This is a genomic window from Microbacterium sp. 2RAF4, from assembly GCF_052115285.1.
GTDB lineage: Bacteria > Actinomycetota > Actinomycetes > Actinomycetales > Microbacteriaceae > Microbacterium > Microbacterium oxydans.
Window position 1 is genome coordinate 865,468 of record NZ_JBFRGI010000002.1, and the last position, 20,860, is coordinate 886,327.

The 20,860-nt window shown below is 70.4% G+C and carries 19 protein-coding genes and 1 pseudogene; 10 read left to right on the forward strand and 10 right to left on the reverse strand.

Annotation, left to right across the window (positions count from 1 at the left end):
* Positions 1-10: 10 nt before the first annotated feature.
* A complete protein-coding gene (locus AB4070_RS08635; RefSeq protein ID WP_045264599.1) occupies positions 11-616 on the reverse strand; it encodes an NUDIX hydrolase family protein in 606 nt (201 codons plus the stop codon).
* A gap of 120 nt (positions 617-736) precedes the next feature.
* Between AB4070_RS08635 and AB4070_RS08640 the strand changes: the two genes are divergently transcribed.
* Positions 737-1,393 (forward strand): alpha/beta hydrolase, encoded by a 657-nt coding sequence (locus AB4070_RS08640; protein WP_441979714.1) that lies wholly within the window; start codon positions 737-739, stop codon positions 1,391-1,393.
* Here AB4070_RS08640 and AB4070_RS08645 read toward each other — a convergent pair whose 3' ends face one another.
* The gene (locus AB4070_RS08645; protein WP_441979715.1) at positions 1,394-1,684 is read right to left on the reverse strand and encodes a hypothetical protein; all 291 of its coding nucleotides are present in this window, start codon (positions 1,682-1,684) and stop codon (positions 1,394-1,396) included.
* A gap of 288 nt (positions 1,685-1,972) precedes the next feature.
* Between AB4070_RS08645 and AB4070_RS08650 the strand changes: the two genes are divergently transcribed.
* On the forward strand, positions 1,973-3,664 hold the full coding sequence (locus tag AB4070_RS08650) for an ABC-F family ATP-binding cassette domain-containing protein (protein WP_441979716.1): 1,692 nt from the start codon (positions 1,973-1,975) through the stop codon (positions 3,662-3,664).
* Between the two features lie 200 nt (positions 3,665-3,864).
* Here AB4070_RS08650 and AB4070_RS08655 read toward each other — a convergent pair.
* The 4 genes and pseudogenes from AB4070_RS08655 to AB4070_RS08670 all read right to left on the reverse strand — a co-directional run.
* A pseudogene (locus tag AB4070_RS08655) lies at positions 3,865-4,260 on the reverse strand (response regulator); the annotation flags it as partial.
* On the reverse strand, positions 4,215-5,486 hold the full coding sequence (locus AB4070_RS08660) for a sensor histidine kinase (protein ID WP_441979717.1): 1,272 nt from the start codon (positions 5,484-5,486) through the stop codon (positions 4,215-4,217). The gene AB4070_RS08660 and the pseudogene AB4070_RS08655, both read right to left, overlap by 46 nt.
* Before the next feature lie 35 nt (positions 5,487-5,521).
* Complete coding sequence (locus tag AB4070_RS08665) at positions 5,522-6,295, reverse strand: DUF998 domain-containing protein (protein ID WP_441979718.1); 774 nt, start codon at positions 6,293-6,295, stop codon at positions 5,522-5,524.
* Positions 6,296-6,445: 150 nt separating this feature from the next.
* Positions 6,446-6,853, reverse strand: a complete 408-nt coding sequence (locus AB4070_RS08670; RefSeq protein ID WP_441979719.1) for a DUF6157 family protein — start codon at positions 6,851-6,853, stop codon at positions 6,446-6,448.
* 71 nt (positions 6,854-6,924) lie between these two features.
* On the opposite strand from AB4070_RS08670, the gene AB4070_RS08675 reads away from it, so the two are divergent.
* The 4 genes from AB4070_RS08675 (at position 6,925) to AB4070_RS08690 (ending at position 13,623) form a co-directional block, all read left to right on the forward strand.
* Positions 6,925-11,505, forward strand: a complete 4,581-nt coding sequence (locus tag AB4070_RS08675; RefSeq protein ID WP_441979720.1) for an ATP-dependent helicase — start codon at positions 6,925-6,927, stop codon at positions 11,503-11,505.
* 23 nt (positions 11,506-11,528) lie between these two features.
* A complete protein-coding gene (locus AB4070_RS08680) occupies positions 11,529-12,362 on the forward strand; it encodes an EI24 domain-containing protein (protein WP_441979721.1) in 834 nt (277 codons plus the stop codon).
* On the forward strand, positions 12,362-13,135 hold the full coding sequence (locus tag AB4070_RS08685) for a DNA-formamidopyrimidine glycosylase family protein (protein ID WP_441979722.1): 774 nt from the start codon (positions 12,362-12,364) through the stop codon (positions 13,133-13,135). Before AB4070_RS08680 ends, AB4070_RS08685 begins: the two co-directional genes overlap by 1 nt.
* Positions 13,136-13,215: 80 nt before the next feature.
* The gene (locus tag AB4070_RS08690; RefSeq protein WP_017829277.1) at positions 13,216-13,623 is read left to right on the forward strand and encodes a DapH/DapD/GlmU-related protein; all 408 of its coding nucleotides are present in this window, start codon (positions 13,216-13,218) and stop codon (positions 13,621-13,623) included.
* Positions 13,624-13,640: 17 nt separating this feature from the next.
* Here AB4070_RS08690 and AB4070_RS08695 read toward each other — a convergent pair whose 3' ends face one another.
* Both AB4070_RS08695 and AB4070_RS08700 read right to left on the reverse strand, forming a co-directional pair.
* Positions 13,641-14,300 carry a LuxR C-terminal-related transcriptional regulator gene (locus AB4070_RS08695; protein WP_441979723.1) on the reverse strand — a complete coding sequence of 220 codons (660 nt, stop codon included), beginning with the start codon at positions 14,298-14,300 and terminating at the stop codon, positions 13,641-13,643.
* Positions 14,293-15,537, reverse strand: a complete 1,245-nt coding sequence (locus tag AB4070_RS08700) for an ATP-binding protein (protein WP_441979724.1) — start codon at positions 15,535-15,537, stop codon at positions 14,293-14,295. The genes AB4070_RS08695 and AB4070_RS08700 overlap by 8 nt, the downstream gene beginning before the upstream one ends.
* Before the next feature lie 114 nt (positions 15,538-15,651).
* On the opposite strand from AB4070_RS08700, the gene AB4070_RS08705 reads away from it, so the two are divergent.
* Genes AB4070_RS08705 through AB4070_RS08720 form a run of 4 tightly spaced genes read left to right on the forward strand, consistent with a single transcriptional unit; the run spans position 15,652 to position 19,081 of the window.
* Positions 15,652-17,241, forward strand: a complete 1,590-nt coding sequence (locus AB4070_RS08705; RefSeq protein WP_441979725.1) for a PspC domain-containing protein — start codon at positions 15,652-15,654, stop codon at positions 17,239-17,241.
* The gene (locus AB4070_RS08710) at positions 17,241-17,573 is read left to right on the forward strand and encodes a hypothetical protein (RefSeq protein ID WP_441979726.1); all 333 of its coding nucleotides are present in this window, start codon (positions 17,241-17,243) and stop codon (positions 17,571-17,573) included. Before AB4070_RS08705 ends, AB4070_RS08710 begins: the two co-directional genes overlap by 1 nt.
* 10 nt (positions 17,574-17,583) lie before the next feature.
* Positions 17,584-18,324, forward strand: a complete 741-nt coding sequence (locus AB4070_RS08715; RefSeq protein ID WP_441979727.1) for a substrate-binding domain-containing protein — start codon at positions 17,584-17,586, stop codon at positions 18,322-18,324.
* A gap of 40 nt (positions 18,325-18,364) precedes the next feature.
* The gene (locus AB4070_RS08720; RefSeq protein WP_441979728.1) at positions 18,365-19,081 is read left to right on the forward strand and encodes a glutamine amidotransferase-related protein; all 717 of its coding nucleotides are present in this window, start codon (positions 18,365-18,367) and stop codon (positions 19,079-19,081) included.
* 1 nt (position 19,082) lies between these two features.
* On the opposite strand, the gene AB4070_RS08725 is transcribed toward AB4070_RS08720, so the two are convergent.
* A complete protein-coding gene (locus tag AB4070_RS08725) occupies positions 19,083-19,550 on the reverse strand; it encodes a glutaminase (protein WP_441979729.1) in 468 nt (155 codons plus the stop codon).
* Positions 19,547-20,761, reverse strand: a complete 1,215-nt coding sequence (locus AB4070_RS08730) for a cation:proton antiporter (protein WP_441979730.1) — start codon at positions 20,759-20,761, stop codon at positions 19,547-19,549. Before AB4070_RS08730 ends, AB4070_RS08725 begins: the two co-directional genes overlap by 4 nt.
* Positions 20,762-20,860: the final 99 nt, after the last annotated feature.

Here is a 20,860-nt window from a genome sequence, read left to right on the forward strand (position 1 = left end):
GCAGCAGGTATCAGCGCAGCAGACCGAGGCTCGCGAGAGCCTGGCGGATGAGAGTGCCTCGACCGTTCTCCATCTCGGCGGCGACCGCGTCGGACCCGGCAGCCTCCGGCGAGAACCAGGTGACCTCGAGCGCATCCTGCCGTGGCTCACAAGTGCCGGTCACCGGCACGACGAAGGCCAGCGACACCGCATGCTGCCTGTCGTCGTGGAAGGCACTCACGCCGGGGATCGGGAAGTACTCGGCCACCGTGAACGGCAGCGGCTGGGGCGGAAGCAGCGGGAAGGCCATCGGGCCCAGGTCGTTCTCGACGTGGCGGAAGAGGGCGTCGCGGATCGTCTCGCCGAAGCGGACGCGACCGGAGACGATCGTGCGGGTCATCTCCCCCATCGGGGTGGAGCGCAGCAGGATGCCGATCTCGGTCACCTGGCCGGAGCCGTCGGTACGCACCGGGATCGCTTCGACATAGAGCATCGGCAGTCGACGCCGAGCCTCTTCGAGCTCGAACTCGCTCAACCAGCCGGGGTTCGCATCGGGCGCAGGGCGATTCGAATCCGGGAACTCGCCGAGACCGTCGTCGTCGGGTTCCGGATCAGGATCAGGTGTGCGGACCGCCATGTGTCCTTTCTACCAGCCGTCCCTCAGAACCGACACCGCACCCGGCCGTGCGCCCCGAGTGGACGACCGACGCGCGCCGGCGGAGCAGACGATGAGGGTGGCCCCTGGCAGGATGACGGTGTGAGCGAGAACCTGACGATCGACGACTCCGCGACCAGATGGTCGTCCACCGACCGCGCAGGGGCGCCTCTGCTGGTCCTCCTGCACGGTTACGGTGCGGACGAACACGACCTCTTCGGACTCATCCCCTACCTTCCCGAGGGCATCGCCGTGGCCTCTGTCGCCGCTCCGCTCGCCCCTCCGTGGCCCATGCCGGGGCGCTCCTGGTACCCGATCGAAGGACTCGGCGGACGCAGCTCGGAGGCGGTCACCGCCGCGGCCGACGCCTTCCTGCGCTGGCTCGACTCCGCTGCCGCCGATGCCCCCTCGGTGGCGCTGCTCGGCTTCTCGCAGGGTGCGGCAGTGGCGCTGCAGGCCCTCCGCCTGGCTCCGGAACGCTTCGGCGCGGTGGCAGCGCTGAGTGGATACGCCGCACCGGGAGACCTTCCGAACGACGAGGCGCTGGCCGAGCTGCGCCCACCGGTGTTCTGGGGTCGGGGCACGCACGACGACGTCATCCCGCCCGCGCTGGTCGACCACACGGCCCAATGGCTGCCGACGCACTCCGAGCTGTCCGGTCGGGTGTACACGGGACTCACGCACAGCATCTCGGAGGAGGAGCTGACCGACGTGCACCGCTTCCTCACCAAGTGGGTCGAGGGAATCGCCGCGAGCTGATCAGCGCTCCGGATCCTCCTCGGACGCACCGCTGTCGTCGCCAGGGCGCTCGTCAGTCTCGTCGCCGCCCTCGCGTTGGTCCCCGTCCTCGCGCTCGCGGGAACCGGCTCCGCCGCCCGAGGTGATGGCGACGGAGAGGGCCACGCCGATCGCCACTCCGATTCCGATTCCGAGCGCCCAGTTCTGCAGGGCGGCGCCCAGCGACGCCCCGATCGCCACTCCGAGCGCGAGCCCGACCCCCAGGCCCATGCGCGAACGCGACTCCTGCGGACTCGGATCATGATCTGCCATGCCTCCACGCTACGGACGCGTGGAGCCGAGGGCATCCCCCGTGCGACGGACTCTCCGACACGCCCGGGGTTGCGCGATCGCGACACGCCCGGGTATCGTCGGGGAGTCCTGTCCGCCGTGTCTGGAAGTCCTTTGATCTGATCCGTCGCCTCCGCGCTCACCTTTCCGCGCGCTGACCCGACGATCGCCGACTCCACGGCAGACCCACTCCTCCGCATCCTGTGACGCATGTCACGGCCCGGCAGGGGCTCGGCGTCAGTGCACCCTCGCACTCGACAGGAGACACCCATGTCAACCCCCACAACTCTTCATGCCTCGGTCGTCCTCGACCGGCTCACCTTCACCTGGCCCGACGGCTCGATCGCGCTCGACGGCGTCTCCGGGTCCTTCGGCTCGGGACGCACCGGGCTCGTCGGACGCAACGGCGCCGGCAAGTCCACGCTGCTTCGACTGATCGCCGGTGAGCTCGACCCCACCTCGGGCGTCGTCACCGCATCCGGCGAGGTCGCGTACCTCCCGCAGCAGCTGACGCTCGACGTCGACCGCCGCGTCGCCGACCTCCTCGGGGTGTCCGACGCCCTCGATGCCGTGCGGGCGATCGGCACGGGCGACGTCGACCCGGCCCACTTCGATGCGGTCGGGGACGACTGGGACATCGAAGCGCGCGCGGAGGCGTCGCTGGCCGAGGCCGGACTGGCCCCGGACTTCCTCGACCGCACGGTCGGCGAGCTCTCGGGAGGGGAGGCGGTGCTCGTCGCGATCGCCGGCATCCGTCTGCGCCGCGCGCCCATCACGGTCCTCGACGAGCCGACCAACAACCTCGACCGCGACGCCAGGGCGAAGCTCGCGGCGATGGTGCGAGCCTGGAAGGGCACGCTCATCGTCGTGAGTCACGACCTGTCGCTGCTCGAGCTGATGGACGACACCGCCGAGCTCTACGCCCAGACGCTGAGCGTGTTCGGCGGTCCGTACTCCGAGTGGAGGGCGTGGCTGGACGCCGAGCAGGATGCGGCGAGACAAGCCGAGGTCACCGCCGCCCAGGTGCTCCGCAAGGAGAAACGTCAGCGGATCGAAGCCGAGGTGAAGCTCGCCCACCGCGCACGCACCGCGAAGAAGGCGGAGATAGAGAAGCGCGTCCCGAAGATCGTCGCCCACGGGCGCAAGATGGCCGCTGAGGTCTCGGCAGGCCGACTGCGCACCGAGGTCGGCGCGAAGGAGGACGCGGCGCGGTCGCTCCTCGATGAAGCGGGGCGCCGAGTGCGCTCTGATGCATCGATGAAGATCGAGCTGCCCGACCCGCAGGTGTCCCGCAGCCGCCGCATCGCGACGGTCGGGGATCACGAACGAGCCTGGGTGATCCAGGGTCCGGAGCGGGTCGCGCTGATCGGCCGGAACGGGGCGGGCAAGACCACACTGCTGGAGCGGTTGGTCGCCGGTGGCGTGAACAACTCCTCAGAAAACGGCCTCAGCGCGGGGAACACTGGCCCCACGGCGGGATCGACCACGGAAGTGAGGAGTTCTGCACGGCTGACCTTGCACGCCGAGGCCCACACTGACCTGATCGGCTACCTGCCGCAGCGGGTCGACGGACTCGACGAGCAGACCTCGGTGTTCGAGAACATCGCCGCTGCGGCACCCCATGTGCCGGAGAAGGAGCTGCGCAACCGGCTTGCCCGGTTCCTCATCCGAGGAGCCACGGCCGAGCGCCCCGTGGCGTCCCTCTCCGGCGGTGAGCGGTTCCGCGTCGCGCTGGCGACGCTGCTGCTCGCCGACCCGGCGCCGCACCTCGTGGTGCTCGACGAGCCGACGAACAACCTCGACCTCGACACGGTCGACCAGCTCGTCGAAGCCCTCCGCGCCTACCGAGGCGCCGTGCTCGTCGTGAGCCACGACGACGCATTCCTGCGTCGCCTCGACCTCGATCTGACGCTCGAGATCGACGGCGAAGGCGCACTGCAGGAGGTGACGCTCCAGCCCTGACGCGGACGTGCGATCTCGGTGTTGTTGTACCCCTTGGCGATGGCGAGGAACACGTCGCGCTCCCGCTCGGTCAGCACGTCCAGGCGCGCATCCTCACGCTCCGCCTGTCGGGGCAGGCGTGTGGCGAACAGATCGAGCATCGACCGCGTCACGCGTGGGGAGACCAGAGCGTCACCGGCGGCGATCGCACGGATCGCCGCGGTCAGCTGCGCCGGCGGGGTGTTCTTCAACAGGAAACCACTCGCCCCCGCACGAAGGCTCCCGAACGCGTACTCGTCGAGGTCGAACGTCGTGAGCACCAGCACCCTGCTCGCCGGAGTGCCCCTGACGATGCGCCTGGTCGCCTCGATGCCGTCCATCTCCGGCATCCGGATGTCCATCAGGATCACGTCGGGGCGCAGATCTCCGGCCATGTGCACGGCCTCGGCTCCCGAGGCCCCCTCGCCGATGACCTTCATGTCGTCTTCGGCGTCGAGCACCATCCTCATCCCTCGCCGGATCAACTCGTGATCGTCGACGATGAGCACCCGGATCGGGTTCGGTTCCTCGGTCATCGCTGGTCCTCCTGTTCGGGTATCTCCACCCGCACGCGCCATCCGCCGTCGGGCAGAGGTCCGGTCTCCACTGTTCCGCCGGCCAGCCGCGCCCGCTCACGCACGCCGACGAGCCCGCGACCCGATCCGACCGAGGCGGCCGGTGGTCCCGGCTGCCCGTCGTCCGTGACCTCGATCACGAGGACGCCGTCGCGGAAGTCGAGCAGCACCCGCACCTCACGCGGATCCTTCGCGTAGCGCAGCGCGTTCGTGAGCGCCTCCTGCACGATGCGGTGGATCGTGTTCTGCAGAGCGGGTGACGAGGGCGCGCTCCCCTCCATGCGTATCGACACGGGGAGCCCGGCCGTGCGGAAGGTCTCGACGAGAGGCACGAGCTCGGCAAGTCCCGGATTCGGTCGCATCGGACCATCCTCTTCGCCCGCGACGGTGTCGTCGCCCAGGGCACCGAGCAGCTGCCGCATCTCGACGAGCGACTGCCGTCCGATCTCGCCGATCTCCTGCACGGCGTCCCTCGATCGCTGCGGGTCCTTCTCGGCCAGCGCGTCCGCGCCGTCCGCGAGCGACACCATCACCGACACGCTGTGCGCCACGACGTCGTGGATCTCGCGGGTGATCCTGGCACGCTCGGCCAGGGTCGCGATGCGTGCCTGCTGATCACGTTCGCGGGCGAGCTGGTTCGCGCGATCGAGGATCGCTCCGATGTACCGCCGACGGTCACCCACGTTGACACCGAGCAGAGCGGCGATCAGCATCACGGCGAGGAAGAGCACGCTCGTGGGCACTGAGGCGAAGAGACGTTCCGGATCGGGTTCGCGCAGCCAGTCCAGGGCAGGGAGGACGAGGACCCCTCCCCCCACGGTGATGCCGAACGCGATCCAGCCGCTGCGATTCGACCGGTAGACGAACAGCGCGTAGACCGCGAGGCCCACGCCGAACGTCTCGACGACGGTATCGGTGACCAGCGCGACGACCGCACCCGCTCCGAACACCGCGAACGTGAGCCAGGGGCGATGGGAGCGGAACACCAGGGAGGCGGAGGTCACCACGCTCACGACCAGCGGGACCACGTACGGCCACGCGGGCGACCATACGCCGGAGGACAGCGGAGTGACCAGGGACCAGAACACACTCACGATCAGGTAGCCGGCGGCGAGGAGCCCGTCGAGGAGCCAGGGGTGCGTCTTCCAGAACCGCCCCAGCGCACCGGGAGGCCGAGGCAGACCCATCGCTCTGGCCTCGCCGGCGGCGACGGGTGCTGGCTCTCGCATGGGACGACTCTACGCACCGCATCGTGGTCGCCTCGTCAGCGAGAGACGACGAGGAGTGATCCGGTCGCGGTGCGACGCTCCCCCACCAGAGCGCCGGTCCTCTCCTTCGAGACCCGGACCCACGTCCGCCTGCGCGCCGCACCTGCACGCTGGGCGAACGCGGTGTCCATCCCGAGGATCGCGAGCCAGCCCATGCCGATCGTGGTCGCGACGAGCTCGAGGATGCTGCCGATGTCGGTGCGGAACTGCAGCAGCGAGAGGAGGCCGCCGGCCGCCGCGATCACCGCGGTCGAGACTCCTGCCGCCAACGAGAGCACCCGCAGCGTGCGCCTCCCGTCGACGAACGACACCTGGAGCATCGCGAACGCGGCCAACGCGAACGCGAGGACGGCGACGGTCGTGTGCACCAGGTCCTGCCAGGTGAACGCGGGCCCCACCGGCAGCGGGCATCCGGTCGTGCACGTGACCTGGGAGGCCACCAGGAACAGCGCGGACGCCATCGCCACCGAGAACGACGGCGTCCAGATGCTGAGCCAAGGCACGGTCGACCGCAGTCCGCGTGCCGCCCACGCGACCGAGAGACCACCCACGACGAGGAGCAGCAGGGCGAGCTCGAACCATCCGGCCGTCGGCTCTCCGTCGGCGCCGAGGCCGCTCACGTACAGGACCCGGTCGATGCTCAGACGGGCGACCCAGATGATGCTCAGAGCGGCGGCGACGAGCACGCCTCCGACGATCGAGGCGATGACACGGAGAGCGCTGGCGGCGGGGCGAAGGGCGGAGTCAGGGGCGGTGTTCTCGACGGGCATAGGGCGACGGTAGGAGCGGGGGCCACCCCGTCGCGTCGGCCCGAAGTGCCCACTGTCGCGAGGCGTCGTACCTCAGTACGACGCCCTCCACTGCGCGTCAGCTTCGCCGGTGCGGGCCTCTGCCGTCTCCTCGTCGAGCGTGATGAGGCCTCACGCCCGCCGACTCCGCATCGCCCGAGTGTGCGCGAGTGCGGGGTCTGCGGCGAGCGCCGTGTACTGCTCCGAGTCCCGCGGCACCAGCGCGACCCGACCCTCCGCGTCGTGATGGATGCCCCATCCGTAGCGCTTTCCCAGCGGCGAGGAGCGCAGGCAGGGCTGCCCCTTCGAGAAGAAGGACTCCCGTGCGGCGGTGTCGTCCACGGCGATGTCGTTGCGCAACGCAAACGTCTCGAAGATCACGTCGTCGGAGGTGCGCGCGTAAGGCTGCTCGGCGATCAGACGGTAGTGCATCGCCGCGATGGAGGGCTGCACGGCGACCGGCGGCTCGGTCGCGTGCGCGATCGGGCAGTCCTCCGCGACCTCGATGAACGTGTCGATGTAGTTCGTGGTGTGCGCCATTCCCCCAGCATCCTCCTTTCCGCCGACATCGTCACGACCCCGATGTCGGCGGCCTCGACGATGATGGAAGGATGAGCGACGTGCTCGACCGCTTCACTCCCGCCACGCAGGACTGGTTCCGGGGGGCGTTCCCCGCGCCCACTCCCGCGCAGGCCGGTGCCTGGAACGCGATCTCGGCCGGCAAGCACGCCCTCGTGGTCGCCCCCACCGGATCGGGCAAGACGCTGTCCGCGTTCCTGTGGGCGATCGACAGCGTGTTCCGCGAACGCATGGGCGAGACCACGCCACCGGCGAAGGGCGAGCCCCGAACGCGCATCCTCTACATCTCTCCCTTGAAGGCGCTCGGTGTCGACGTCGAGCGCAACCTCCGCTCCCCCCTGATCGGCATCGGACAGTCGGCCAGACGGCTCGGGGTGACGTCCCCCGCGGTCACGGTCGGGGTGCGCTCCGGCGACACGACATCGAGCGACCGACGCAAGCTGGTGTCCGACCCGCCCGACATCCTCATCACCACCCCCGAGTCGCTGTATCTCATGCTCACCAGTCGCGCCGGTGAGACGCTGCGTGGCGTGCACACCGTGATCATCGACGAGGTGCATGCCGTCGCCGCCACCAAACGCGGAGCGCACCTGGCCGTGAGTCTCGAGAGGCTCGACGCCCTGCGCCGCGCGAACGGCGTCGAGACACCGGCTCAGCGCATCGGTCTCTCCGCCACGGTGCGGCCGATCGACGAGGTGGCCCGATTCCTCGGCGGCTCTGCCCCGGTCGAGATCGTGGCTCCGCCCGCTTCCAAGACCTTCGAGCTCGGTGTGGTCGTCCCGATGGACGACATGACGAATCCGCCTCCACCGCCCGGAGTTCCGGGAGACCCCGACGAAGCAGAGTACTCCGAGGTCACCGGTTCGGTATGGCCGCACGTCGAGGAAGCGATCGTCGATCGCATCCTGCAGAACAACTCGACGATCGTGTTCGCCAATTCCCGCCGTCTGGCCGAGCGCCTCACCGGACGACTGAACGAGATCTACTCCGAGCGGATCGGCGTACCGCTCCCCGATGCGACCGTGCCCGCCGCGATGATGGCGCAGGCCGGAGCCACCGCGGGTGCCGATCCCGTGCTCGCGAAGGCGCACCACGGATCGGTGTCGAAAGAGCAGCGGGCACAGGTCGAGGAGGAGCTCAAGTCCGGAGTGCTGCGGTGCGTCGTGGCGACGAGCAGCCTCGAGCTCGGCATCGACATGGGTGCCGTCGACCTCGTGATCCAGGTCGAGGCTCCACCGTCCGCGGCCTCGGGTCTGCAGCGGGTCGGCCGCGCCGGGCACCAGGTGGGCGAGATCAGCCGAGCCGCCCTCTTCCCGAAGCACCGCGGCGACGTGCTGCACACCGCGATCGTGACCGAGCGCATGCTGGCGGGCAAGATCGAGGCGATCCAGGTGCCGCGCAACCCGCTCGACATCCTCGCCCAGCAGACCGTCGCGGCGAGCGCGCTGGGAGCCATCGGCGTCGAGGAGTGGTTCGAGACCGTTCGCCGATCGGCGCCTTTCCAGGCGCTTCCGCGTTCGGCTTACGAGGCGACGCTCGATCTGCTGGCGGGCCGCTTCCCCTCGGACGAGTTCGCCGAACTGCGGCCACGCCTCGTATGGGATCGCGACGCCGGCACGCTGACCGGACGGCCGGGGGCGCAGCGCATCGCGGTGACCAGCGGCGGCACGATCCCCGATCGCGGTCTGTTCGGCGTGTTCGTCGCCGGCGAGACGACCGGCGCCAGGGTCGGAGAGCTCGACGAGGAGATGGTCTACGAGTCGAGGGTGGGCGATGTGTTCACCCTGGGCACGACGAGCTGGCGGATCGCCGAGATCACCCACGACCGCGTGAACGTGATCCCCGCCTACGGGCAGCCGGGCAAGGTGCCGTTCTGGCACGGCGACGGCATCGGTCGCCCGTTCGAACTGGGTGAGGCACTGGGCGCGTTCTCGCGCGAGGTGTCGGCGGCCACCCCGGAGAAGGCGGCGCAGCGGCTCATCGATGCGGGGCTCGACGAACAGGCGCGGACGAACCTCATGGCGCACCTGACCGAACAGCACGAGGCGACGGGCACGCTTCCCACCGACCGCACGCTCACCGTCGAGCGCGGGCGCGACGAGGTCGGCGACTGGCGGGTGATCCTGCACTCCCCGTACGGCATGAAGGTGCACGCGCCCTGGGCTCTGGCGATCAATGCCCGGGTGCGCGAGCGTCTCGGTGTGGAAGGATCGGCGGTCGCGAGCGACGACGGCATCATCGTGCGCATCCCCGATGCCGAGGCCGAGCCGCCCGGCGCCGAGCTGTTCGTGTTCGACCCCGAGGAGTTGGAGCTCCTGGTCACCCAGGAGGTCGGAGGCTCCGCGCTGTTCGCCTCCCGATTCCGGGAGTGCGCCGCGCGAGCGCTGCTCATGCCCCGCATGAACCCGAACAAGCGCACACCGCTGTGGCAGCAGCGGCAGCGCTCGGCCCAACTGCTCGAGGTCGCCAGGCGCCATCCGACGTTCCCGGTGATCCTGGAGACCCTGCGCGAGGTGCTGCAGGATGTCTACGATCTGCCGTCGCTGCGCAAGCTCGCGACCTCGATCGCCGACCGGCGCATCCGCCTGGTCGAGACCGAGCCGGGCCAGCCGTCGCCGTACGCCCGCGATCTGCTGTTCGGCTACGTGGGCGCGTTCATGTACGAGGGAGACTCTCCGCTCGCCGAACGGAGGGCCGCTGCACTCTCGGTCGACCCTGCTCTGCTCGGAGAGCTGCTGGGCACGGTCGAACTGCGCGAACTGCTCGACCCCGACGTGATCGCACAGTTCGAACGCGAGGCCCAGCGTCTCGATCCCGACCGCCGCGCCCGCGGGCTCGAGGGCGTCGCCGACCTGCTCCGGATGCTCGGCCCGCTCGACGCCGAAGAGGTCACTGCACGCCTCGACCCCGAATCGACGGCAGGCACCTCGGCGGCCGCTCTGCTGGACGACCTCGTCACCGCGCGACGGGCGATCCCCGTCACGATCGCCGGGGCGACCAGGGTGGCGGCGATCGAGGATGCCGGTCGGCTGCGCGATGCGCTCGGCGCGGCGCTGCCCACGGGAATCCCGGTGGCGTTCCTCGAACCGGTCGCCGATCCGCTCGGCGACCTCGTGGCTCGCCATGCCCGCACGCACGGGCCGTTCACGACGGACGCCGTCGCCGCGCGATTCGGGCTCGGTGCCGCCGTCGCCCGGCACACGCTGCAGCGGCTCGAGACGGCAGGACGGCTCACGAGCGGGTACTTCCTCCCCGAGGCGGCGGGCAGCGGCGACGCGATCGAGTGGTGCGACACCGAAGTGCTGCGTCGGCTCCGGATGCGCTCGCTGGCGGCTATCCGCGGTTCGGTCGAGCCGGTCTCTCCCGAGGCGTACGCCCGGTTCCTCCCGGATTGGCAGCACGTCGGTCGGCCGCTCGAGGGCGTCGACGGCGTGCTGAACGTGATCGAGCAGTTCGCCGGAGTGCCGATCCCCGCGAGTGCGTGGGAGTCGCTGGTCCTGCCCTCACGCGTACGCGACTACTCCCCTGCGATGCTCGACGAGCTGACGGCATCGGGCGAGGTCATCTGGTCAGGACACGGCACGCTCCCGGGACGGGACGGCTGGGTGTCGCTGCATCCGGCCGACATCGCGCCCTTCACCCTCCCGGAGCGCGACACCGAGATCGCGTCCGACTCCCTGGAGTCGCGCATCCTCATCGCGCTCGACGTCGGGGGCGCCTACTTCGCCGGACAGCTGAGAGACATGGCGGCGGCCGAGAACGAGCAGTCGGTGCTCGAAGCGCTGTGGTCTCTGACCTGGGCGGGCTACGTCACCAACGACACCTTCGCCCCGATCCGCTCTCTCCTCACCGGCGGCTCGCAGGCGCACAAGGTCAAACGCCGTGCGCCCCGCGCCCGCACCTACCGAGGGGTGTCCTTCACCGGGACGGCGGCACCCCGCCCGCCCTCGATCGGCGGCCGCTGGTCGCTGCTGCCCGCGCTCGAGACCGATCCGGCCCGCCGGGCGACCGTCACCGCAGGGCTCCTGCTCGACCGCTACGGCGTCGTCACGCGCGGCGCTGTGCAGGCCGAGGGTGTGCCCGGCGGCTTCGCCCAGGCCTATCGGGTGCTCGCGGGCTTCGAAGAGGCGGGTCATTGCCGCCGGGGCTACGTGATCGAGAAGCTCGGCGCTGCGCAGTTCGCCGCGTCCGGCACCGTCGACCGGCTGCGCACCTATGCGGGCCTCGCGGACCCGCCGCCGCGCAAGGCAGTGACCCTCGCATCGACCGATCCGGCGAACCCCTACGGCGCCGCCCTCGGCTGGCCCAAGCTCGACGGGGTCTCGCATCGTCCAGGGCGCAAAGCGGGCGGTCTGGTCGTGCTTGTCGACGGCGCACTGGTGCTGTCCCTCGAACGCGGCGGCCGCACGGTGCTGTCCTTCAGCGACGACGCCGAGGTGCTGCGTGCCGCAGCCTCCGACCTTGCCGCCACCGCGCGCGCCCGACGCCTCGACACGCTCACCGTCGAGAAGCTCAACGGAGAGGGCGTCTACGGCACCGAGCTCGCCCTCGCCCTGCAGGAGTCCGGCTTCGTGGCGACCCCGCGCGGGTACACGCTCCGCAAGGTCGTCTGAGCACTACGCCTACGCTGGAAGCCATGATCCGCGAGTTCGCCACCGGTATCCGCACACTGCTGCGCGGCTTCGGACTGTGGCGCACCCGGCCGGGACTCATGCTGCTCGGACTGGTCCCTGCGATCATCGCCCTGCTCCTGCTCGCCGCCGCCCTCGTACCGCTGATCATCGGCCTGCCGTCGGTCTCGACCTGGCTGACGCCGTTCGCCGAGGGGTGGCTCGAACCGTGGCGTGGCCTGCTGCGGTCGGCGGTGAGCTTCGTGATCGTCGCGGCCGCACTCGCCCTGGCCAGCGTGGTCTTCAGCGCCCTCACCTTGACCATCGGGGATCCGTTCTACCAGCGCATCTGGCACGCGGTCGAGGCCGACCTCGGCGACGCGCCCCCGGCCGACGGCGGCAGCTTCTGGACCACGCTCGGTGAGGGACTCCGCCTGGTCCTGCTCGGCATCCTGATCGCGATCGTCGTGCTCCTCATCGGTCTGATCCCTGCCGTCGGCGGGTTCTTCGGACCTGTGGCCGGAGTCGTCCTGACCGGTCGCCTGCTGGCCCGAGAGCTCACGGGGCGGGCCTTCGATGCCCGCGATCTCAGTCCCGCCCAGCGTGCCGCCCTGTTCTCGGGCAGCCGGGCACGGGTTCTCGGCTTCGGAGTAGCGACACAGCTCTGCTTCCTGATCCCGGGCGGCGCCGTCGCGATCATGCCGGCAGCCGTGGCCGGGAGCACGATGCTCGCACGAGACATGCTCGCGCGCGCCGGATCCGCCACACCGCCCGCCGCACCGCCCACGACACCGCCCGCCGCGCCGCCCACCGTGTCGCCGCGCACTCCGCCGCCGCCCACACCCATCGGCGCCCCCTGATGCCCGAGGGTGACACCGTCTTCCGCACGGCACGACGACTCGACGAGGCTCTGGCCGGCGCGGAGGTCACCCGATTCGACCTGCGCGTCCCGCGGTTCGCCACGCTCGACCTGACCGGCCAGCCGGTGCATGCCGTGATCCCCCGCGGCAAGCATCTACTCATGCGCATCGGCGACAGCACACTGCATTCGCATCTGCGCATGGACGGCGCGTGGTTCACCTATCGTCCCGGCGAGAAGTGGCGGCACCCGGCGTTCAAGGTGCGTGCGGTCGTCGGTACCCCGCGGAGCGAAGCCGTGGGCGTCGACATCGCCGAGATCGAGGTCGTCCCCACCCGTGACGAGGATCAGCTCGTCGGCTACCTCGGACCTGATCCGCTCGCCGACGACTGGGATGCGGTAGAGGCGGTCCGACGTCTCGAGGCCGACGCCCGCAGCATCCACGTCGCCCTCCTCGATCAGCGCAACGTCGCGGGCTTCGGCAACGAGTACGCCGCAGAACTCCTGTTCCTGCGAGGAATCCTGCCGACCACACCGACGCCGGAGGTCGATGTCGTCGCCCTCCTCGACCTCGGTGTGCGCACGATCCGCGCCAACCGGGACCGCCGTCACCGCACCTTCACCGGCGTCGATCGGCCGGGTCAGGGCACCTGGGTGTACGGCCGCGCCGGACGTCCGTGCCGACGCTGCGGCACCCTGATCCGACGGGGCGAGCAGGGCGCCGATCCGACCCGCGAACGCATCACCTTCTGGTGCCCCTCCTGTCAACACTGACCACATCCATCCGCGGGAATGAATCCGCCCCTGTCGTGGTTGTTGATATATCCGGAGAACTCCGGAGCACGGGAGGAATCGTGGGCAAGAACTACGTCGACATCGAGAACGACCAGGGCGCGACGCTGCGGTATCGCAAGCACGCGAACGGCCGGGGTCTCGTCGCGCACGGCGCGAAGGTGCACCCGAAGGCACACATCGAGGCGGGTGCCTATATCGAACCGGGGGCGCGCGTCGGTGCCGGAGCGACCATCGCCCGCGGTGCCTGGATCGACGAAGACGCCGTGATCGGCGAGGGCGCGTTCGTGGACGCGCACGCGCACGTCGGCCACGGCGCGGCGATCGGCGACCACGCCTACGTGGGCGTCCGCACCGACATCGGCGCCGGGGCGCGTATCGTCCGCGGCGCCAGGATCGGCGACGACGAGACGGTCGCGGCCGGACTCACCATCGCGACGGATCAGAAGGGTCTGTGGCTCGCGGCCTGAGCGACCTCAGCCGGGCGTCACAGCAGGCGCCGCTCCGAGGCCCATGCCGTGAGTTCGTGTCGTGAGGAGAGCTGAAGCTTGCGCAACACCGACGACACATGGGTCTCGACCGTCTTGATCGAGATGAACAGCTCCGACGCGACCTCTTTGTACGCGTAGCCGCGAGCGATCAGTCGCATGACCTCCTGCTCGCGTGCCGAGAGTCGGTCGAGTTCGTCCGTCGCGGTCGCGGTCTCGCCGGCGACCGCCCCGAAGGCGTCGAGCACGAAGCCGGCGAGCCTCGGTGAGAAGACCGCATCACCCTCGGCCACGGCCCGCACCGCGCTGCTCACCTCGACGCCGGATGACCCCTTCGTGATGTAGCCCCGCGCTCCGGCGCGGATCACCCGCACCACATCGGCCGCGGCGTCGGACACGCTCAGCGCGAGGAAGCGGGCATCGGTCGGCGACGATCCTCTGATCACCGCCTCCCCTCCGGCCGCGTCATCGCCGTTGCCGCCCGGGAGATGCACGTCGAGCAGCACGACATCCGGTCGTGTCTCGCCGATCACGGCGATCGCCGATGGCACGTCGGCCGCTTCGCCCACCACATCGACGCCCGCATCGAGGTCTGCCCGCAGGCCGGAGCGGAAGATCGAGTGATCGTCGACGATCACGACACGGATGGTCTCAGTCATTCTGCTCCTCCCGAGCCATCGCACGCGGTGCAGGCCGGTCCTGGTGGGACGGCGTCATGATGCGCAGATGCACCTCGGTGCCGTTCTCGTCGCTGCGAACCCCTCCACTGCCACCGGCACGGCGCATACGCCCGATGATCGACTCGCGCACGCCCAACCGATCGCTGGGCACCTCATCGAGCTGGAATCCCTGGCCCCGATCGCGGATGAACACATCGACGCCCGACGCGCTTCCCTCGATGTACACCGAGATCTCGCCTCCCGCGTGGCGGGCCGCGTTCAGGATCGCCTCCCTGGCGGCCGCGGCGAGCTCCCCGCTCGCACGCTCGGTCGACAGGCCGGCGGAGACCACGTCGATGCGCACCGGGTAGTCGAGCTCCAACGCTCCGGCATAGTCGCGCAGGTCGGTAGGAAGATCACTGTCGGCCGGGGCATCGCCGTCATACAGCCAGGCACGCAGCTCGCGCTCCTGCGCCCTGGCCAGGCGGGCGGCTTCGCTGGAGGCCCCCGCCCTGTTCTGGATCAGCGCCAGTGTCTGCAGCACCGAGTCGTGCAGATGGGCGGCCATCTGGCTGCGCTGCTCCTCGCGGATGCGGCGCACCCGCTCGCCGGACAGCTCGCGCCATCGGGGTATCAACGACGAGGACACCACGGCCGCGAGTCCCACCAGTGGGAGCAGCACCAGCGCCACGCCCGACCGGGCCACCGGCCAGGACAGCAGGATCGTGAACAGCAGGGCCAGCAGCACGATCGAGAGGACCCGGATGCTCAGCGTGTGCCGGGGTCCCCGTGCGGTGTCGGTGCTGTCGATCAGCGTCGCCCAGAGCCCGGCGCCGGTCGCGAAGACCACCGTTCCGCCGACGACGACCGCCGCGATATCGGGAGGGATCGACCCGGTCAGCCAATCGCTGCCGCCACGCCACACCAGCACGACGAGCATCCCCACGGCCGCGGGAGCCAGCAGCAGCCACGCCACGGGCATCCGTCTGGTCGGCGCGTCCTCACCCTCCGCCCATGGCGTGAACATCCAGCACCAGGCGTAGAGCAGCACCCCCGCGCCGCCGCACAGCGTGAGGGCGATGAACAGAGCGCGCACCATCCACGGCCGTGCGCCCAGGTGGCGTGCGAGTCCGGCACTGACACCGGCGACCAGGCAGTTGCGATCGCGGGTCAGCGACGGGCGCGGCGGAGCGGCGACCCGCGGGGGCCGCGCGGGAGCGTGCGCCGAAGAGGACATGTCGCCATCCAATCATCCGCGCCGATGCTCCGGGTGCTCCCCCGACGAGAATCAGGGGCCGCTCAGGGGTTCCCCCCATGGCACAGCGCCCCGCGCCACCGCCAGGATCGAAGCATGACGATTCCGACTGCGCCTCCGCCCCCTGCCGATCCCGACGCTCCGGCGATCGGCGGTTCCGGCACGGGCATCCCGCGCGGCGCCGACCGCTTCCTGCTCTGGGTCGCCGGTCTCGGCGTCGCCCGCTCCGAGGGCTGGCTGGGTGGCGTCGCCGCCGGCATCGCCGCACGCCTGCGCATCGACCCGCTCATCGTGCGAGGGGTGCTGGTGGTGGCCGCGCTCTTCGGACTGCCGGTGATCTTCCTGTACGCCGCCGCGTGGGCGCTGCTGCCCGACATCGATGGACGGGTGCACCTGCGCGACCTGCTGCGTCGCGACTACCAGCCCGTGCAGTGGGGCATCCTGGCGATGGCCGTCATCGGGCTGTTCCCGACCGCGCCGCTCGCTGGCCGCCTGTTCGGACTCGGCTACGGCGACTGGTCGGCCCTCTCCCTCCTCAGCTGGATCGTCGGGCTCGTGTTCGTCGCCGGCCTGCTCTTCCTGATCGTGCGTGCTGCCAGCCGCACCCCGGGCGCTTCCGCGTCTGATCTGCCGATGGCTTCCGCAGATCAGACGGCCCCGGCCGCGTCCGCCCCCCTCGCCGGTTCGGGTACCGCCGAGGGGGCGGACGCCACTCTCTCCGCCGCCGCGGAATCCGACGCCGGCACCGCAGCAGAGCCGATGTCACCGGATCCCGCGCTCGGCCCGATCCCGCCGGCACCGCCGGCGCCTCTGCCGCCCGGTTCGCAGGATCCCGCAGCCCTCGAAGCCTGGCGCACCCAGCACGCCGCATGGAAGGAGCAGGATCAGGCGTGGCGACGTCAGCAGCAGGACGTCGAGCGCGCAGCCCGCGACCAGCTGCGCCGGGAGCGCCAGGCCGAAGCCGCCGTGTTCGCCGCCGAAGCCGCCGAACGCCGTCGCAGCCGCCGGGCGTCGAACCCGCGCGCCGGATTCGCGTTCGTGGCGACGATGGTGGGGCTCGCGATCATCACGGGTGCTGCCGTGGGACTGGCGACCGGCGGAGCCCAGCTCGGCGGAGCTCTCGGCCTCCTCGCCGCAGCCCTGATCCTCGCGCTCGGGATGATCGTCGCCGGGGCGTTCCGCCGGCGCAGCGGCTTTCTGGCCTTCGTCACGGTGATCACCCTCGTCGGCGGACTGGTGGCCGGAGCGTTCTCCACGCTGCAGGACCTGACCTTCGGGTGGGCCTCGGTCACCAACAACCGGGAGCAGCACATCCGTCAGCCATTCGGCGACCTCTCCGTCACCCTCTATCAGCACGACGGCGCGCCGCGACCGATCGTGATCGAGAAGTCCTCCGGGGGGACGTACATCTATGTCGATCCCGGCGTCGAGCTGCAGCTCCGAGCGACGGTGGACACGGCATCCGTGACCTGGACCCGCGTGGAGGGCGACTCGGGAGCGATCGTCGACTCCGGCACGTGGCGCGGCACACGCGACCGAGGCGAGCGCGCAGGAGAGGAGACGGTGATCGTCCAGAGCATCTCGTCCGACACCGCGTCCCCGACGACCATCCAACCGATCACCCTCGATCAGAACAGCGGTGACATCTCCATCGCCGTCGCCGAGCCCGCGAAGGAAGACCAGTGATGAGCACTCCGACGATCGCCGAGACCACCACCGTGCCCCGCACCGCGACCACCTTGCCCCGCACCCGCTGGGCTGCCATCATCTGGGGCCTCCTGTTCGCCGCGATCGCGGCGACAGCCCTCTGGACATTGGCAGACGCCGACCGCCGCGATGCGGTCACCGACGCCCTGCTGGCCCTCACCCCGACGACCGCCGTCACGGTCGCGCTGCTGACCGTCGGTGTGCTGCTCTTGGTCGGCGGGGCCGCCGGGCTCGTCCGTCGCGCACAGCGGAAGCTCTCCGCCACCGACCCCGCTGCGCCGACGGAGGTGCCAGGCTCTCCCGCCGAGTAGCCTTGACCGCATGGCGAACCAGGGAAGACGGCCCGCGAAGGGCGCTGGCAAGGGCACCCCGGTGCGCCGGAACAAGGCAGCTCCCGCCGAGCGGTATCCCCCGCAGAAGCCGAAGAAGCCGACCTCCAAGGTCGTCTTCGATGCCCCGCAGCCCGAACCGGAGGCGCCGCGCACCTTCCGCCTGGGTGCTGTGCCGGGCGCGACCCCCGGCAAGTGGATCGATGCCTGGAAGCAGCGGATGCCGCGTGTTCCGCTCGAGCTCGTGACGATCGACCCCGCCGCCCAGCGCGAGGCCCTCGCCCACGTCGATGCGGCGCTCCTTCGTCTGCCCCTCACCGACGAGTCGCTGCACATCATCCCCCTGTACGACGAGGTCCCGGTCGTGGTCGCAGCAGTCGATTCGCATCTGATGGCCGCGGAGCAGCTCACCGCGGCCGACCTCGAAGGCGAGGTCGTGATCGCGCTGACCGACGACGTCCTGGGTTCTCCTGAGCTCCCGGGGACAGTCCCGGCGACCTTCGATCCCCTCCCCACCGACGAGGCGATCGCGACGGCGGCATCCGGCGTCGGGATCGTCGTCGTCCCGATGTCCCTCGCGCGTCTGCACCACCGCAAGGACGCCGATCACCGCGTCCTCGCGCACGGACCGACCTCGACCGTCGCGCTGGTGTGGCCCCGGGCGCGCACCACGGACGACGTCGAGACGTTCGTGGGCATCGTCCGCGGTCGCACGGCGAACTCCTCGCGGTGACCGCGTCGGCTCGACCCCGCGCGATCGTTAGAATCTCCTGATGGCCTCGCTTCTCTACGTCTGCGTGCGACCCGAAACCGGGGCGGCGGATGCCGAGCATGCCTCCTTCCGTCGGGCGCTGGGCGTCGATGTGGTCGATCGGCTCGATCTGCTGCACGGGGCGTTGCCGATGGAACGCCTGCGGGGGTATCGCGGCATCGTCGTCGGGGGCTCGCCGTTCAACGTCTCCGATGCGGTGAAGTCCGCCGAGCAGCTTCGCGTCGAAGCCGACCTCCGCACGCTGGCCGACGCGGCGATGGCCGCCGAGGTCGCGGTGTTCTTCACCTGCTTCAGCATCGGTGTCGTGACCCGCATGCTCGGCGGCGAGGTGGTGACCGACACTCCGGAGCCCGCGAGCGCCACGGTCATCGAGACCACCCAGGCGGGCGCGGCCGATCCGGTGTTCGGACCCAGCGGCTCCGCTCTGACGGTCTTCACGGCTCACAAGGAGAGCGCGGCGGCGACCCCACCCGGCGCCGTGCTGCTGGCCACGAACGCGGCCTGCCCCGTGCAGGCGTACCGCGTGGGTACGCACCTGTATGCGGCGCAGTTCCACCCCGAGCCCACACCCCGCGACTTCGCCGACCGGATGACGTTCTACCGCACCACCGGATACTTCGATCCGGAGGAATTCGACGCCGTGCAGCAGCAGGTTCTCGCAGCCTCTGTCACCGAGGGGGCAGCCCTGCTGCGCCGTTTCGCCGAGACCTTCGCCTGAATCAGCTCGCCGAGTCGCGGAGCAGCGACACGCGCTCGCCCAGGTATGCCTCCAACGGCATGAATCCTCCCGCGGTGCTCCACCGCACGGAGGGCACGCCATCGACCTGAGCGAGCGGACCGGATGAACCTCCGGCGTCCACGGCGTCGACGTCGATGACGCTCCACCCCACGTGCACGACGTCGCCCTCGTCGAAGCCGCCGCGCAGCGCCTCGGCTCTGCGTTCCGCCCGCTCCCTGGCCGACTCTGCCGTGTAGCCGCGACGTCCAGGGTCCGCCGCACGCAGGACCTCGGCCGTCGCCAGGGCATGTGTCTCGGTCAACAGCAGAACGCCCAGGTGCCACGCCTCCCCGACCCGCACGATGCGACGCCCGCGCCAGCGGGAGTCGCGCTGTTCGCCGAGCCCTTCCTTCGGAGCGCCCTTCAGGTCGTGCACGGCCTGTGTCAGCAGCGCGGATGCGGTGGTCACAGCTCTCCCTGTCGTGTCTTGTCGGCCAGTTGCGGGCCCACGACCTCCGCACGGTCACCACGGAGCGTCATCCCGATCAGCGGATACAACAGTACTGAGAGCATTCCTGCGCCGACGAGCGCCGCCGCCGTGCCGGTGTCGAGCATCTTCTGATCCACACCGATGGCGGTGACGGCCACGATGATCGGCAGGCCGGTCGCGGCGAGCAGTCCGAGGGCCGCGCGGTCGCGCACGCTCATCCCCGCCGGCGCCGAGAGCTGCGCCGCCGATCCGCGGATCACGAGCAGGGCGATCAGGAAGATCGGGACCAGCCCCAACGCCGTCGGCGAAGACAGCAGCGCTTGCAGATCGAACGTGACCCCGGTGTAGAGGAAGAAGATCGGCACGAGGAACCCGAAGGCGATCGCCTCGATCTTGCTCTCGACCTCTTCCGCGTCCTTCTTCGGCGCACGCGCCATGATGATGCGCCAGACCGCTCCGGCCACGAAAGCCCCGAGCAGCATGTCGAGATCGAGCATGACGCTCAGCCCGACGAGAGCGGCGATGAGCAGGATCACGAAGCGCACGCCGAACTGATCCGAGGTGTGCAGTGTGGCGCGCACGATGCCGTGCAGCCGCCCGTGCGGCACGCGGTGCGCCAACAGCACCGCGAGCCCGGCGAGCACCACGAAGGTCAGCAGCACGGCCGTGGCGATCGGAGTCGTCCGTGTGCTGAGGAAGATCGAGATCGCGATCAGCGGCAGGAACTCGCCCACCGCGCCGATCGCGCTGATGGCACGACCGAAGGGGGTGTCGAGCTCACGGGCGTCGCGGAGGATCGGCATCAGGGTGCCCAGCGCCGTGGAACTGAGCGCGATGCCTATCACCACCATCCCCTCGCCCGGCGCGAAGAAGAAGCCCAGGCCTATGCCCAGGAGCACGCTGAGCAGCCAGCCGAGTGATGCGCGGGCGAGTGGCTTTCCCGCCACCATCTTGAAGTCGATCTCGGTTCCGGCGACGAAGAACAGCAGCGCGAGGCCGAAGTCGCTGAGCTTCTCCAGCAGCGGGCCCGGTTCGACCCAGCCGAGCACGGCCGGTCCGACGAGGATGCCGAGCACGAGCTCGAACACCACGATGGGCACCCGGACCACCGGCCGCACGCCGCGTGCGAGAAGCGGCGCCGCCACGGCGAGCAGCGGGATCAGCACGAGGCCGAGGTCACTCGCATTCATGCTCTCAGGGTAGGTGAGAGCGGTGCGGTGCGCAGGCAGTGCAGCGGGTGATCTTTCGCGATTCGCCCGCTCGGCGCATCCACGGCAGAATCGATGCAC